At 71.5% G+C, this 15,023-nt stretch carries 13 protein-coding genes; 9 read left to right on the top strand and 4 right to left on the bottom strand.

Annotated elements, in window-relative coordinates; all coding sequences use genetic code 11:
- Positions 1-72: 72 nt before the first annotated feature.
- Positions 73-1,467 (top strand): hypothetical protein, encoded by a 1,395-nt coding sequence (locus WME96_RS38840; protein ID WP_437286605.1) that lies wholly within the window; start codon positions 73-75, stop codon positions 1,465-1,467.
- A gap of 214 nt (positions 1,468-1,681) precedes the next feature.
- Positions 1,682-2,701: a hypothetical protein gene (locus WME96_RS38835; protein WP_437286604.1), complete on the top strand. Its 1,020-nt coding sequence runs from the start codon at positions 1,682-1,684 to the stop codon at positions 2,699-2,701.
- Positions 2,702-2,771: 70 nt separating this feature from the next.
- Here the strand turns inward: WME96_RS38835 and WME96_RS38830 are convergent, their stop codons facing one another.
- Entirely contained in the window at positions 2,772-3,530 is a 759-nt protein-coding gene (locus WME96_RS38830; RefSeq protein ID WP_437286603.1) for a hypothetical protein, read from the bottom strand.
- Between the two features lie 179 nt (positions 3,531-3,709).
- On the opposite strand from WME96_RS38830, the gene WME96_RS38825 reads away from it, so the two are divergent.
- The 5 genes from WME96_RS38825 (at position 3,710) to msrB (ending at position 6,616) form a co-directional block, all read left to right on the top strand.
- Positions 3,710-4,117: an ADP-ribosylglycohydrolase family protein gene (locus WME96_RS38825; protein ID WP_437292399.1), complete on the top strand. Its 408-nt coding sequence runs from the start codon at positions 3,710-3,712 to the stop codon at positions 4,115-4,117.
- Between the two features lie 132 nt (positions 4,118-4,249).
- The gene (locus WME96_RS38820) at positions 4,250-4,861 is read left to right on the top strand and encodes a GyrI-like domain-containing protein (protein ID WP_437286602.1); all 612 of its coding nucleotides are present in this window, start codon (positions 4,250-4,252) and stop codon (positions 4,859-4,861) included.
- 104 nt (positions 4,862-4,965) lie between these two features.
- On the top strand, positions 4,966-5,352 hold the full coding sequence (locus WME96_RS38815) for a VOC family protein (RefSeq protein WP_437286601.1): 387 nt from the start codon (positions 4,966-4,968) through the stop codon (positions 5,350-5,352).
- Between the two features lie 85 nt (positions 5,353-5,437).
- Entirely contained in the window at positions 5,438-5,878 is a 441-nt protein-coding gene (locus tag WME96_RS38810; RefSeq protein ID WP_437286600.1) for an N-acetyltransferase family protein, read from the top strand.
- A gap of 339 nt (positions 5,879-6,217) precedes the next feature.
- Entirely contained in the window at positions 6,218-6,616 is a 399-nt protein-coding gene (gene msrB / locus WME96_RS38805; protein ID WP_437286599.1) for a peptide-methionine (R)-S-oxide reductase MsrB, read from the top strand.
- 204 nt (positions 6,617-6,820) lie between these two features.
- Here msrB and WME96_RS38800 read toward each other — a convergent pair whose 3' ends face one another.
- On the bottom strand, positions 6,821-7,414 hold the full coding sequence (locus WME96_RS38800; RefSeq protein WP_437286598.1) for an HdeD family acid-resistance protein: 594 nt from the start codon (positions 7,412-7,414) through the stop codon (positions 6,821-6,823).
- Between the two features lie 180 nt (positions 7,415-7,594).
- A complete protein-coding gene (locus tag WME96_RS38795) occupies positions 7,595-8,281 on the bottom strand; it encodes a hypothetical protein (RefSeq protein ID WP_437286597.1) in 687 nt (228 codons plus the stop codon).
- Between the two features lie 388 nt (positions 8,282-8,669).
- Here WME96_RS38795 and WME96_RS38790 point away from each other — a divergent pair, with 388 nt between their 5' ends.
- Positions 8,670-10,220, top strand: a complete 1,551-nt coding sequence (locus tag WME96_RS38790) for a DUF4832 domain-containing protein (RefSeq protein WP_437286596.1) — start codon at positions 8,670-8,672, stop codon at positions 10,218-10,220.
- A 24-nt stretch (positions 10,221-10,244) separates the two neighbouring features.
- On the opposite strand, the gene WME96_RS38785 is transcribed toward WME96_RS38790, so the two are convergent.
- Positions 10,245-12,692, bottom strand: coding sequence for a hypothetical protein (locus WME96_RS38785; RefSeq protein ID WP_437286595.1), 2,448 nt, complete (start codon positions 12,690-12,692; stop codon positions 10,245-10,247).
- A gap of 544 nt (positions 12,693-13,236) precedes the next feature.
- Here WME96_RS38785 and WME96_RS38780 point away from each other — a divergent pair.
- A complete protein-coding gene (locus WME96_RS38780; RefSeq protein ID WP_437286594.1) occupies positions 13,237-14,982 on the top strand; it encodes a S53 family peptidase in 1,746 nt (581 codons plus the stop codon).
- The last annotated feature ends 41 nt before the right edge of the window (positions 14,983-15,023 follow it).

The following is a 15,023-nucleotide window of genomic DNA, read 5'->3' as shown; positions in this document are numbered from 1 at the left end:
CCTGGCAGCGGCGGAGGCGTGAGCGCGGGCCCGGCATCCAGCGGATCGAGCGGGCTCGGGGGCTCGGGCGGCATGTCGCCCGAACCCCAGGAGATCACCCGCTGCCCAACTCCGGACACGGCCGCGGCCGGCACCAACACCGTGGTCCAGGTCCACTCGGCGGAGCCCATCGACGCAGCCACGGTCGGCGCGGCGAGCTTGCGCGTGATCGTCGGCGACGTGGAGGTGACGGGCGCGATCGAGGTCGCCCTTCAGGCCATCACGTTCTTGCCAGAGGCTCCGCTCCCACCCGATCAGCTCGTGCAGGTCCTCTTGTCGCCGGAAGTCCGCGACGACAAGGGCCGATCGCTCGCGGCCGTCGGCGGCTCCTGGACGTTCTCGACCGCGGATGGGCCCACGCCCCAGGCCGGGTTTGTCTTCTCGCCTGCGGCGGCCGTGGACGGGGGGACGCACGCTCCTCGCCACACGCTCGTCATGGATGGCGAGCATCCCGTCCTCAGCTGGGCCACCGGGAGCAGCCTCCTGGTCTCGGCGTTCGATGGCGTCTCGTTCCCCGCGCCGGCAACCATCATCGACGGGGCCTTCACCGACCAGCTCACCTTGGCCCTCGGGGCGGGCAAAGCTCACTTCGGGTGGACCTACTTCGAGGGCCCCGGCACGATCGTTTATAACCGCGCAGACCTGCCCTTCGGGGGCGCGGTGACCGAGTCGGTCGGCATCAGCCCCGCGTCGTATGCCGCGAAGATCGCGGCCGACCAGGCGGGGAACGTGGCGCTGGTGTGGCACGTCCACCCCGACTACTGGACGGGGTGGGGCTTCCGTTACGCGACCTCGTCAGACGATGGTTCGAGCTTCTCGCCCCCCGTCATGCTGGATCCGCTGTCGACGTGCGCCGATGTCCTCTACGTCGACGGATATCTGGTCATCGTGTGGGGGGCCGGAGACTACGGGAGCCAGGAGGTGCGAATCGCCGCCTCGGCCGACAACGGAGCCACGTTCGGCGTGCCCACGACCCTCGCGACCAGCATGGCGCAGGTGTGGTGCCCACACGCCATCGACAGCGGCGGCAAGGTGCTGGTGGTGTTCGATGACGGGCCCGGGATCGGGCAGAGGTCCACGTACGTCACGAGCTTCGAGCCGGCCACTGGCACCGCCGGCCCCGTCGTGCAGGTCACGCCTCCCGACGAGCTGAACATGTGCGCTACCATCGTGGGCTCGTCTGACGGGAAGGTGGCCGTCGCGCGGACCCGCGGGGAGCCGTTCGGCACGAGCAACGTCACGGAGCTGCTGATCTCCGAGGATTCCGGGAGCACGTTCGGCGAGCCCACGACCGTCGACGTCATGCTCGGCGACGAGGGGTGCCCCGACGTGGGCCATGCTCCGTCGGGCGACGTGTACCTCGCCTGGGCGAGAGACTCGTACGCCCTCATGTGGAGTCGTGGCAGGCCCAGGCGCCCATGCGAATAGGATGCGAACAGGGCCGAGCAGGCAAGCGGCTGCCGAGCTCGATCGCCCGGCAGTGGAGGCACGGATGCTCGATTCAACGCACCCCATCACTTAGCACGTGTGCCGGGCGTCCGGCCTGATGGACCGCGTCATGAGCCGCGGGCAGACGATGTCCGTGTCGGCGAGCGCGGTCCGGGCAGAGCTCCTCGCCGAATGCCTGCCGCTCTTCGCCGAGATGCGGAGCTGGCTCGCGCCCAGTTCGGCAAGCGAGCAGCGTTCATCCTCGTCGCGGTGGATGAGTACGAGGCGGCCCTCCGCGCGCTGGGCGGCGACCCAGGACACACTGCCGCGGATGCTTGCGGCGCGTCGAGCAAGGGAACGCACGCGTGCCGATCTCGGATATACCTCCCCCATGGGCAACCTGTCCGCCATCGGCTTCGCTGTTTCCTCCGAGGATGACCTTCAGCGTATGCTCGGCGCCGCGCTCGAGCGCGCCGCTCCGCCGCCGGAGCTCGGCGCGTCCGCGGCGCACTACCTCTGGTTCCGCGACGCGAGCGGTGCCGCGCTCGCTGCGCGGCTTGATGCCCGAAAGAGGATCGAATGCATCACCCCCTTCTTCGCCGCGCCCGACGGCGGCACGCGTTGGCGAGTGCACACGAGCGCGCCGCACCTCGATCGCGAGTGCCTGCATTGCAGCGGTGCGGACTGCGACGTGCTCGACCCTTCGTCCGGCGAGATGTGCACGCGGACCGCTCTGCAATTCCTGTTCTTCGAGCCCTATCAGGCCTGGCTCGCGGACGAGCGGACGTTCGAGGTCGTGATCGTCGGCTTCGCCTCGTCCCTTTCACTCTGCACCACGCCCGACGACTTCGAGCGCGCGCAGGCGGCGCTCTTCGGCGACGCCGAGCCCGGCGTCCCGCGCGAGCCCGGCAAGCCCATGCGCCTCGCGGCCGAGGCATTCCTGCCGCACGGCATGTTCGGCCCCGAGGGCCAGCTCGGCGCGCGCGCCCGCGCCCTGATCACCGGGCATGTCGAGTCGGTCACCGTTGCACGCAACGAGATCGCTGGGAGCAGCTTCGTACACACGCGCATCCGTACCCTCGGCGGTCCCATCGACATCGTCGCGCCGGCGGACGCCGTGGAGGTCCCGGAGCGCGCGACGCTCGTGATCGCCGACTGCTGGCTGGTCGGGCGACCCGCCGAGGCGCCGCCCCCGAAGACCGGCTTCTTCCGCCGCATCCTCGGCCGGGCCTGAGAACGGGGGCTCCCGGAGCGGTCCGACCACGCTCGCCGTTCCACGCCGTTCGGGAAATGATCTCGCGCTGCTATCCCACGGCGCCCGGAAGGGTCCCCGCGTCGCGGGCGAGCTCGAGGCACTGCGCCACGAGGGACAGCCGCTCGCCGAGCCGCCCGTCGGAGAAGCGGAAGAATAGCCGCTCGACATGGGCGAGGGTCGGCTCGCTCCAGAAGAAGCCGGACAGGGCCGCCTCGGCCGTCGCTGCGCGTCCGTGGACCGCCCCGGCCGCCGGGGCGCCCTGCCGGCAGACCACCGACTCCGCGAGCTCGACGTACACCTCGGCGGCCGCCGCGTCGTCGAGCGCGCGCAGCGCGAGCTCCTCGAGCAGCGGCCGGAGGTCCACGCCGAGCAGCGCGCACGACGCGGCGAGGTCAGTCACCTCGACGCTCGCTTGGCCACCCACGCGGAGCCGGAAGAGCGCGGCGAAGGCGGCGCGCACCGCGTCGCGCTCAGGCTGCGGCCACGCGGCGAAGCCGGCGGACAGGATCTTGTCCGCGACGATCTCGAAACAGAGCGCGCCGACCTGCTCGGTCGCCATGAGCTCGAGGACGCGGGGGAGAAACCAGCGGAAATCGCGCGGCTCGCCCCACGTGGTCATGGCCTTGAACGCAAAACGCCCGATGGCTTCGCCGCGCGCCAACTCGCGCGCCACCTGATGCAGCGCGCGCGCCTCGAGGGGCGAGACGCAGCACGGGCAACCCTCGACGGGGCCCAGCGGGCGGTCGCCGCGCGTCATGTCGTAGAGCGCGGCGATCGACGCCTTCCACGCCTGCACGTCGCCATGCACGCGCCGAAGCGTAGCCCAGAAGCGGCCAGGGACGCCCTGGCCCGAGTCGCGGCAGGGACGGTCCTACATGAGCGCCCGGCCACCGCCATGGGGCCGCTGCATCCGAACCAGCGGACGGGCCGCCCGGCGGCCCCGGCCCGCCGGCCACGGTCTCTGCCGAGCACGGGTCCGCGCCGCACATCCCCTCGGCGCCGTCAGGTGCACGCTCGGCCCGGGCAACTCCGGGCCAACATGACCCCCACTGGCTCGAGACTGGCCGCATCTCCGGCGTAGGCCCTGCGACGCTCAAGGCGATTCGCGATCTCGCCGCGGGTGCCCACTGGGCTCTTGCTGGAGCTCGCGGTGAGTTCGCCTCAGGCTCGGGTGCTGCCATGCGCGCAGCTCCGTTGTCGTTCTTCTTCGACCCGAGCGTCGAGGAGGGCCGTCGAGCGATTCGTGACGTCGCGCGGATCACACACCACAGCGACGAAGCCTACGCCGGCGCGCCCGCCGTCGTCGTCGCGCTACGACATTGCGCGTCCAATGGGGACTGTTCCGCAGGATCTCATCTCCGTGGCCCAGAGCTCAAACCGGTTCTGAACCCGTAGGCAGCCGCCCCCGCGCCCCGCCGCCGAACAGAGCGTTGCATCCGACGGCGGACGTCGGCTACATTGTATCCACAGGCTGCGGCGCACGCCCGCCGCGGCTGAACTTGTCGTTGGCTATCATCAGGTGCATTCGTGTCGAAGGTTGATCTCAAGAGGGAGCTCAAGCATCTCTACCAGGCATCCGCGAAGGAGGTGGTTCAGGTCGAAGTGCCAGCGTTTCAGTTCCTCATGATCGACGGCGAGGGCGACCCCAACACATCACAGCAGTATGTCGAGGCAGTGGAAGCGCTGTTCTCCGTTGCCTACACGGCGAAGTTCATGGTGAAGAAAGGGGCGCAAGGGATCGATTATGCGGTCATGCCCCTCGAAGGTCTCTGGTGGTCGGATGACATGTCCGTCTTCACCTCCAACGACAGGTCGATGTGGAAATGGACGATGATGATCATGCAGCCTCATTTCGTGCAGGAGGCGGTGATTCAGGCGGCCATGGTGGAAGTGAGGCGAAAGAAGGCGCTCCCCGCGGTGGACGCGCTCAGGCTGGAGAGCTTCACCGAAGGATCATGTGCTCAGGTACTCCACGTTGGCCCCTTTGCTGAAGAAGGGCCGACCATCCAGCGAGTCCATGATTTTATCCACGAACGCTCGGCGCTTGCAGGAAAGCACCACGAGGTGTACCTGAGCGACGTACGTCGCGCCGATCCCGCGAAGTGGAAAACCATCATCCGTCAACCCATGGAGAGATAGCTGGCAGATCGTTCGAGCCGACGCCCCTTCGCGGCACGGCTTGCCTCAGGCGTCAGGTCGCAGAAGCACACGTTCGCTCACCGTCACCCGTCCTCGGAGGTTTTATGAAGCGAGTCACTGGCATCGGCGGCATCTTCTTCAAAGCCAAAGACGCACCGGCGCTACAGGCCTGGTACAAGCGGCACCTCGGGATCGATGTCCAGGAGTGGGGTGGCACGGCTTTCACCTGGACCGACGGTGAAGGTAAGCCGGTCGCCGGAACAACCGTCTGGTCCATCGCTTCGGCGCAAGGCGACCAATTTGCGCCCAGTACTGCGAATTTCATGGTCAATTACCGGGTCGAGGATCTCCACGCCCTCGTCAAAGTCTTGCGCGAAGAAGGCTGCAACGTCCTCGAGAAGATCGACGATTCCGAGTACGGGAAGTTTGCCTGGGTCATCGATCCAGAAGGAAACAAGGTAGAGCTCTGGCAACCGCCTGCCGGTCAGTGACCAGGGCAATCGGCCTCAACACGAATCTTCGGCCTGACTCTTCATTGGGCAGGCCGCCCATTCTCACGTGATCAACTTGCGGACCTTGACGTCTGAAGATTGGGCCGTCTGGCGCGACGTCAGGCTGCGCGCACTCGCGGACGCTCCCCATGCTTTCGGCTCGACGCTCGAGGAATGGGAAAACGCATCCGAGGAGCGCTGGCGCGCGCGCCTGGAGCTGCCTGGTTCCCACAACCTCGTGGCCAACGTTGACGGCGAGCCGGTCGGCATGGCTACGGGCGCGCCTTTCGAAGGCACCTACGAGCTGATCAGCATGTGGGTGGCGCCGGAGGTGCGCGGCCGCGGCGTCGGCGACGCACTGGTCGAGGAGATCCTGCGGTGGGCACGCGAGCAGGGCGCAAGTGAGCTCCGCCTCGACGTGAAGGAGCACAATCTCAGCGCCATCTCGTTGTACGTCCGCCACGGATTCATCGACGTGGGGCCGTCCCGCGAATTGGGCGAGCGAGCGATGGTGAAGCGTTTGTGAGTCGACGATCGAGCTGGCGGTCGCTTCCAGCGACGGCTGCACAACTCGCGGGTGCACCCGATGCTCGCCTTCGGCTCGCGCGGGCGAACCGCCGATCCGTTGGGCGGGCGGGGGATCGCGCCAAGACCGGCCGGACCGGAAGGCGTGGGCCTGCGCGGGGTCTGCTCTCGCCGAGCTGGCCAGACGGCCACGGTCGCGATGGCCGCCGCTGCACCTGCGGGATCTGCGAAGGTCGTTGCGCTCGCAATGCGCGGGCGGATACCCTGAGATCCATGTGGACCGCTGGCGCCGGCGCCGAGCCGAGCGCGAGACGCCGGGACCCAACGACGGGATCGAGCGATGGCAGACAAGAAGATCTCCAGGACCGAACCCGAGTGGCTTTTGCTGCTCGGGCCGCACCGCTACCGGATGCTCCGCTACGGCAACACCGAACGTCCGTACACGGGGGAGTACTGGAACCACCACGACACGGGCGTCTACCGATGCGCCGGCTGCGGTACCCAGCTCTTCTCATCGCGGACGAAGTTCGATTCCGGGACCGGCTGGCCCAGCTTCAGCGCAGTCCTCGACGAGAATCGGATCGGGCGTCGGGCCGACCGGAAGCATGGTCTCGATCGGGTGGAGGTCGTATGCGCCCGCTGTGACGGACATCTGGGGCACGTCTTCGACGACGGTCCAGAGCCGACGGGCCAGCGCTTCTGCATCAATTCCGCCTGCCTCGAGTTCGAGAGCGAATGACGCGCGAGGCGGAGAACGTCACGTCGACTGACGGGTTCTGACCGGCGGCGTCCCGCCGGAAAGCCTTGCCGCCCAAAGAGGGATTGCAGCGGGGGGCGCCCTCGCGTGCGCTCGGCAGTCCACCGCTCAATCCAGGCCGTTGGGCGGCGGCCGCAGCCGCGTGCTCTACAGGGGGCGGGGGCGCGCCCGCGGACGCCGCCTCCTTCACGGTCGCATGTGGAGCACGCGAGCGGCGCCCAGCGCGATCAGGATCATCGACATGCCGCCGGTCACAAGGCTGATCCCGACGAGCAAGCCGAGCACCTTCGCGGCGGCGGTGACGCCGCCCGTGACGATAAGAATCCCGAGCGCCAGCGTCAGGATGCCGTCGATCACGAGCCATCCCGCGCCCGGCAGCCCGCGGTGCTGAGAGGCGCGGACGAGCTTGAGCGCGCCCTCGGCGGCGAAGTACGCCGAGGCCATCACCATCAGCGCGAGCTTGCCGGTCAGCGGGAAGACCACAAGGAGAAGCCCGAACGCCACCTGCACCAGGGCGCTCACGAGCTCCCAGCCGGCACCGGCCCAGCCGCGGCTCTGGATGGCGTGCCACCCCTCGGCCACGCCGGCGAGCACGATCAACCAGCCGAGGACGATGGCCGTGACCCGGGAGGCGACGAAGGGCAGGACGATCGCGACCACCCCGAGCACCATCGAGACCACGCCGATCGCGAGGAACCGACCGCGCTTGTCCCGCACGGTGTCGATGTCGACCGGCGTGAAGCGCAGAGGCTTCGGGGACTCTTCGAGCGGATCGACCATGGGCACCCCTCCGGTTCGTGGAGCACGCGTGTCCCGCCCGTCACCCGCCGCGCGCGGACGGGGTGGCCGGGACCACGTCCGCTTTCAGGCATCGTCCGTACCAGCGCGCCGGCGGGAACATCGTGCCTGGCGCTCATGGGAGGCGTCACGGCCGAGGGCGGTCAGCAGCGCACCGCCTGATCAGCGGGCGGTCGCCTTCGCGGCCCTGGTGCTCGGAGCGGTCGCCTGCCGGACCTCGCGTCGCCGGAGCTTCGAGTCCTGCTTCGCGCGATTGGCGCTCTTGCGCGTCGACTTGCGCGACGGGCGGTCGCGCGCCGAGTCCTCCAGCGTCGCCGTGGCCTTCCGTGTCCTCCGCATCGTGTTGCGCCGCGCCGTCGAGCCGCCGCCCGCCTTCCGGTCGGTCGCGCTCCGCCCCGGAGCGGCCGTGTCGACAGGAAAGTCGCGCCGCGACTTCTCGGGCCGCTCCAGCGCGCGCTCGAGGTTCTCCTTGCTGCGCCCCACGCGCCGCCCGATGAGGCTGCCCTCGGGCGACGGATGTTCGAGCCGCGCCGGAGCCGCCGCGCCGCGCTTCACCGCCCGCGCCGTGCGCTTCGGGGCGCGCGCCGGCGCGCGAGATGCGGCGCGCGGCGCGCGCGCGAGGGCGCTCTGCACCGCCCGTACGATCCCCGGGACGGCTCTGTCGATCGCCTCGCGCGGCTCTCGACCTTGCATCTGGTAGACGACGCTGGGGCGCCCGCTCAGGACGACCTTCACGTCGCACGCGACGTCGACGCCGCCGCGTGGCCCGTTCACGTCCGTGAAGCGCACCGTGAGCCGCTCGATGCGCGGCGCGAACCGCCCGAGCTTCGCCGCGAGGGTCGTGCGCACGTGCGCCCTCGTCGCCTCGTCGACCCCGACGCCGAAGGTCCGCACAGCCAGCGGAGTCCGCTCCGTCGGTGTGCGCCCGGCGCGCGCCCGGACCGGTCGTGGCACGGTGGAGGGGAACTGCGGACGTCGCCCGGTGGATGGTCGCCCCATGGGCGCTACATCGAGACCGGCCCCCCATCGTCAAGCGCCGCGGCCCCCGGCCAGGTCGCGCCGCTGTACCCCGCCGAGGTCCTGGGCGAGGCCACCGACCGGCCGCGGCGTCGACGTGGGCGGGCACCGCACGGCGCGTGAGGTCGTCCTCGCCTGCGTATCATCGTACAACGGACGACGCGCCGGCGAGCGCGGGCAGCCCAGCTTCATGGATCCACGAAGGGATAGGAAATTGCTCATGCTTCACGAGAGCAGCCGGTCGTTGCGCCATGTCCCGTCACGCCTCCTGCACGGCGGCGGCGTTTGCTGCCTCTCCTTGGCGCTCGTGTTGGCGCTCGTGGCGGCGTGCGGCACCGAGGGCAGCGACGACAGCCCGGGCGACTCGCTCGCGTCCAGCGTCGGCGGCGGCGGCAGCAACGGTGGCGGCAACAGCAGCACCGGCGGCACCGGCGGCGATGGCAGCGGCGGCAGCACGGGCCTCCCGCCCGGCAGCTGCGGATGGCGCGGCGCCACGGTGGAGCGCTCCTACGCGCCCAGGCTGTTCGCCGCGGGCGACGATCCCTCGGGAGATGTCGAGTGCCGGGGCGTGCTCAACCCCGAGCGCGGCATCTTTCGCTTCACGGATCTCCGGAGCCTCGACCCGGTCTCGGACCTCCGGGACGAGGGATACACGCTGATCTACGGCAAGGTGCTCATCGACGACTACCGGGCGCAGGACATCGATCAGAGCCTCATCGATCAGCTCGACGAGAGCTTCTCCGCCGCGCGCTCGGCCGGGCTGAAGGTGCTCCCCCGGATCTACTACGCGACGGACATCGGCGAGCCGGACGCGCCGCTCAGCCGCGTGCTGGCCCACATCGAGCAGCTCAGGCCCGTGCTCGAGGACAACGCCGACGTCATCGCCGTGCTGAACCCCGGCTTCGTCGGCGCCTGGGGAGAATGGCACTCCTCGACGAACGATCTCACCGAGCCGAGCAACCGCGAGCAGATCCTCGACGCGCTGCTCGAGGCGCTGCCGAGCAGCCGGATGACCCTCGTGCGCCGCCCCTCTCACAAGCAGGAGGCGTACGGCGGCCCGCTCACCGAGGAGACGGCGTTCTCCGGGGCGCCGCTGGCGCGCGTCGGCCACCAGAACGACTGCTTCCTCGCGAGCGACGACGACGCCGGCACCTACCTGCTCCCCGGCGAGAGGGAGTACGCCATCGAGGACTCCGCGTTCGTGCCCGTCGGGGGCGAGACGTGCGCCGTCAACCCGCCACGCAGCCAGTGCGCCTCGGCGCTCGCCGAGCTCTCCCTGCATCACTGGAGCTTCCTCCACACCGACTATCACCCCGACGTGATCGCGGACTGGAAGGCCGAGGGCTGCTTCGAGACCGTCGCCTGCCGCCTCGGCTACCGGTTCGTCGTGATGGGTCACGAGTCCCCCGAGCAGGTCGCCCGCGGGCAGTCGCTGCCCCTCCGGCTACATGTGTTCAACGACGGGTATGCCCGGGCCTACAATCCGCGCCCGGTCCACCTCGTGCTCCAGCAGGGCACCACGCGGCGCGTCCTCGAGGTCGACGCCGATCCGCGCCGCTGGGCGCCGGGCGCCGAGAGCGATCTCTGCCTGCAAGCGCAGATCCCGGCCGATCTCCCCCCGGGCGACTATCAGCTGGGCCTGTGGCTCCCGGACGGGTCCGAGCGCCTGCGCGACGATCCCCGCTACGCGATCCGGCTCTCGAGCGGCGCGACGTGGGACAGCGCGAGCGGCGTCAACCTGCTCGACGCCACGGTCCAGGTGGTCGAGTGACCTCTCTGCCCGCGGGGCGCACGTCTACTTCGGGCTCGCCCGCCCGATCGCGATGACGTTCTGCTGCGCGGCCGGCTTGCCGCCCTCGTGCGGGGCCACGCCGACGCGCGGGTGCGCCTTGAGGAGCGTCACCGTGAGCGTGATCCCCCAGCCGTCGTTCGTCTTGAGCTCCGCGTGGCCATGGCTGTCCTCCACGGCCAGGATCAGCCGGCCGAGCGGCTCGAGCCCGGCCGGGGCCGCGCCGGGCGCTGTCAGCACGCGCTGGAGCGCCGACTCCGGCAGCCCGAGCCCGAAGCCGACGTCCAGGATCGAGAGCTGCACGCCGTGCGTCGCCTCGCGCACCGAGACCACCGGGCCGTGGCCAGGCAGCCCGCGGCCCGCGACGTCGGTCAGGAACGCCTCGAGCACCTGCGCGAGCTCGCCGCGGTGCCCGAGCGCGTGCGTCGCGCCGCGGATCGGCTCGAGCCGCACCGCGCGGCCCGTCGCGCGCGCGGCGCTCGCGACGGCGTCGGCCACGACGTCGCCGAGCTGGAAGGCGCAGAGCGGATCGGTCGCGTCCCGCGCGGCGAGCGGCCGCACGTTGCCGGACACGGGGGCCGGCTGCTTCACCGGGATGAGCGCGGCGACGTAGCCCGCGATCCACGACGAGCCGTCGGACTCGCGGCGCAGCGGGCGCACCGAGAGCACCGCGGGCTCGGGCGCGCTGACGCTGAGCTCGATGCCGTCGTCGCTCGCCATCACGCTGGAGAGCGACACCGCGGCGCTGCCCGCCGACGTGGCGCCGAGCACGTCGCCGAGCGTGAGCGAGCCGGGCGGGAGCGCCGAGCTCGCGCTCTCCGCCGGGACCGTGACGTCGCGCGCGCGCAGCCACCGCGCGAACTCCGGCGCGACGAAGCGGACGTCGCCGAACGCGTCCGCGTAGAGGAGCCCGACCGGCGCGTTGCGCAGCATCGACCCGAAGAGCTGGAGGTCGTCGAGCGCGACGCGCGCGCCCTCGACCAGATCGTCCGTCGGCGCGTGCCCGGCGCGCGACTCGCCGCCGCTCGCCTCCGCGGTGCGCGCGAGGCGCTTCCTGCGCAGGAGCAGCGCGAGCTCGCGGCCGACGTGCTCGGCCCGCTCCGGCTCGCGCGAGTACGTCGCCTCCGCGACAGGGCCGCAGAAGAACACGTAGCCCTCGATCTCGCCGAACGCGATGAGCGGGACGACGACCGCCGGCATGTCCTGCTTCGTGAGGAAGCGGCGCGCCAGGCGGATCGCCGGCACGCCCTGCTCGCTGCTGTACGGCGGGCGGCGGACGTCGTGGCGCCGCTCGGCGACGAGGCCCTCGCCGCCGCGGTGATCGTTCCAGAACCTGAGGTGCCAGCTCCCCGCGGGCAGCTCCGCCACGAGCACGAGATCGGCCGGGTGCGCCTGCTCCGCGAGGCGCGCCACGCGCGGCCAGAACTCCTCGTCCGGCAGCGTGTGCACCCCCTGCATGCGGAACAGCGCGGCGCGCTGGATGAGCTCGGCGGCGCGATCCACGGCGCGCTGGACGCCGATGCCGCGGAGGATCATGACGCCCGCGAACGCGACGGCGAGGCCGAACAGGGTGCTCGGCAGCGGCAGGAGGCTCGCCTCCGCGCGCGCGGCGAGCGCGCTCTGGCCCGCGGCGAGCGCGAACGTGGCGAGGAAGAGCGCGGCGGTGGCGACAAGGCTGCCGTGACGGCGGCGCGCGGCCCACACGAACCCGCCCGCGAGCAGGACGAACAGCGCCGGCACCCAGGCCGGGGCCGAGGCGCGCCGCCCGCCGTCGAGCAGCCCGCCGAGCACCGCGGCGACGCCCTTCGCGGGCGGCAGCGCCGACGTCGCGACGGCCTGCGGCGGGACGCCGCCCGAGCCCACCCCGACGACCGCGACGCGGCCCGCGAGCGCGCTCGCGGGGACCTCTCCCTCGGCGAGGGCGCTCAGGCTGACCGCGGGCACGCTCTGCGGCGCCTTCTTGATGACCCACGGCGCCGCCGAGACGCCGAGCGCGGCGAGCTCCGCCGCGCGCTCCTCGCCGGCCAGCGGCGAGAAGCCGACGACCTCGCCCGCGCTCAGGCGCAGCAGCCCGGGCGGCATGCGGACGCGGGGCGCGGCGCGCTCACCGTCGAGCGCGCGGTCACCGTTGAGCGCGCGCTCGACGGCGACCGCGGGGCCGGCGCAGAACGCGTCCGCGGGCGGGATCAGCAGCGCGCCGCGCGCGCGGCCGCGCTCGAGCAGGCCGGGGAGCGCGCGCTCGCACAGCCCGTCGCGCAGCGCCTCGGGCGAGGCGGTGACGAGCAGCACCTGCGCGGAGGGCGCGGCGTCGGCGAGCGACGACGCGGTGAGGCCGCGCGCGACGTAGTCGAACCGCTCGAGCGGCGCGACGGCGGCGAGCAGCGCGCCCGCGGCGATCGCGAGCGCGTCGGGCCTGAGCCACCCGAAGCGCGCCGCCTCGCCGGGCGAGGTCATCGGTCGCGGGATGCGAAAGGGCTTGGGGATCCGCGGACGGTAAGTCTTCGCCATAATCGCTGAAGAACGCAGCGCACCAGGGGTCGCGAAACGCCCAGGGAGACCGAGCGTCGCATCGAGGTCGCTCCAATACAATTGTCTACCGGGGCGCGCCGCGCCAAAAACATGTGTCTTCGAAGAAGAAGGACGCGCCCTACAGCCGCTCGCTCAGCGCTGCCGCCCGCGCTCATCTCGTCCCGCGCGGAGCCTCCAGCGCGAGGCGAGCGGCTCCGCCGCGGCGCAGCAGCGGATTCTGTTCGAGACAAGGTGCGACGTGGTGCTCCGCACGCCCCGCGGAGGCACGTTGTGTTGCGGGCGGCGTGCGTGTCATGCGACGTCGGCGGGCGGTGACGATTGGGCTGGATCGGCCTGTCGGAAGGGGTTTGAATCGCTCTTGCGTATGCGTCGTACTTCATCGGTTCTTCGGGTCGCTCCGGTCCTCGGGTTGTTCGTTCTGGCGAACAGCGTCGCCTTCTCGGCCTCGAGCTGTGGCTGCGAGTCGGATGTGCAGCTCGCAAATCCGACCGGCAGCGGCGGCGCGGGCGGCGCCGGCGGCGGCGGCGGCGGCGGCGCCACCGCGAGCGGCGGCGCCGGGGGCGCGGCGGAGGGCGGCGGCGGCGCCGGGGGCGCGGCGGAGGGCGGCGGCGGCGCCGGCGGGGAGGCGCCGGAGGCGCTGCCGGACGAGCTGCCCGACTTCACCGAGGAGGAGCTCGAGCCCACCGAGGCGACCGACGGCATCCCGAGCCCGCTGCCGGGCGTGTACACCGACAAGGGCACCGCGGAGGACGACGCGGTGGTCCGCGCGCTGATGGGCTTCCCCATCCGCAACTCGGGGCGCCTCGCGCCGCTCATTGAGGAGATGTACGACCCGGCGAGCCCGCGGTTCCGCCAGTACCTCACCGCGGAGCAGTGGATCGCGCAGTTCGCGCCGCGGGAGCTCGACGTGCACCTCGTGAAGCTCTGGCTCGAGGATCAGGGGTTCCAGGTGAACTTCACGGCCGCGAACCGGCTGCTCGTCCAGTTCACCGGCACGGTCGCCCAGTTCAACGCGGCCTTCCAGACGGAGCTCAGGGTCTTCGAGCGGGAGAACCCGCAGGCGGGGAACCCGCCGTTCGACGTCTTCGGCTCGCTCGAGCAGCTCACCGTGCCGACGTGGGTGGACGATCGGACGACCGGCATCATCACCGCGGATCTCGCGGCGAGCACCAAGCCGCTGCCCGCCGAGGGCGGGGCGATCGACGAGGAGGGGCCGGCCGACGTCAGCGACGGGATCACCCTCGCGCAGATCGCGGGCGCGTACGATCTCGACGAGCTCTACGCGCTCGGGTTCACGGGCCAGGGCGGGAAGCTCGGCGTCACGGTCGGCGCGGCCTTCAAGGTCAAGGACCTCCAGTCGTTCTGGCGGTCGCTCGGCGTGCAGCGGTCGAACCCGCGGGTCATCCAGACCATGGAGCCGCCCGCGACGCGCTACGTGGAGTCGACGCTCGACGTCCAGTGGTCCGGGGGCCTCGCCCCGGGCGCGGAGCTCGTCGTGTACCAGGGGCCCGACGCGCGGAACACGTCGATGGTCTACACCTTCAACGAGGCGATCGGCCGCGGCGAGGTGTCGATCATCACGGACTCGTTCGCGCACCGCGAGGACTCCGAGCCGACGGCCGTGCGGCTCCAGTACCACTACGCGGCGCAGATGGCCGCGGCGCTCGGGATCACGGTGGTCGCGGCGACCGGCGACTCCGCGCAGACCGACACGCCCTCGGCGAGCCCGTACGTCACCGGGGTCGGCGGCACGTCGCTCTGGGTCACCGAGGACGGCGAGGTCGAGAGCGAGACCGCCTGGTCGCGCTCCGGCTCCGGCCCGACGCTCTCGTTCGACATCCCCTCGTGGCAGGTCGGGATCGTGGAGGGATCGGGCGGCAAGCGCGCGGTCGCGGACGTCGCGATGCACGCCTCGACCTCGCCGGTCCCGTACTGGGTCTACTACCTCGGCGAGTGGCAGCGCTACGGCGGGACGTCGTTCTCCGCGCCCGCGTTCGCGGGGATCGTCGCCGCGGTGAACAGCTACCGCGCCGCGCAGGGGCTGCCGCGCGTCGGGTTCCTCAACTCGATCCTCTACACGACCCCGGCCGTGCAGGCGACGTTCCGCGACGTCGTGAGCGGCTCGACGGAGTTCTTTGCCGCCGGGCCGGGCTGGGATTACCCGACGGGCTGGGGCGCGCCGAGCGCGATCGGCCTGGCCACCACGCTGCCGTAGCGGCGCGGGCTCGCCGGGCCGGGCGTCGGCGCGCGCCGCCC

Source organism: Sorangium sp. So ce406 (assembly GCF_051474675.1).
Taxonomy (GTDB): Bacteria; Myxococcota_A; Polyangia; order Polyangiales; family Polyangiaceae; genus Sorangium; species Sorangium cellulosum_G.
The sequence above is the reverse complement of the archived record's forward strand: the minus strand, read 5'-3'. Positions and strand labels throughout refer to the sequence as shown.

Bases quoted from the DNA above. Each gene is read 5' to 3' on its own strand.
- WME96_RS38790 (WP_437286596.1), top strand. From the start codon at position 8,670: ATGCTTCACGAGAGCAGCCGGTCGTTGCGCCATGTCCCGTCACGCCTC.
- WME96_RS38840 (WP_437286605.1), top strand. From the start codon at position 73: ATGTCGCCCGAACCCCAGGAGATCACCCGCTGCCCAACTCCGGACACG.
- WME96_RS38800 (WP_437286598.1), bottom strand. From the start codon at position 7,414: ATGGTCGATCCGCTCGAAGAGTCCCCGAAGCCTCTGCGCTTCACGCCG.
- WME96_RS38785 (WP_437286595.1), bottom strand. From the start codon at position 12,692: ATGACCTCGCCCGGCGAGGCGGCGCGCTTCGGGTGGCTCAGGCCCGAC.
- WME96_RS38835 (WP_437286604.1), top strand. From the start codon at position 1,682: ATGCGGAGCTGGCTCGCGCCCAGTTCGGCAAGCGAGCAGCGTTCATCC.
- WME96_RS38815 (WP_437286601.1), top strand. From the start codon at position 4,966: ATGAAGCGAGTCACTGGCATCGGCGGCATCTTCTTCAAAGCCAAAGAC.
- msrB (WP_437286599.1), top strand. From the start codon at position 6,218: ATGGCAGACAAGAAGATCTCCAGGACCGAACCCGAGTGGCTTTTGCTG.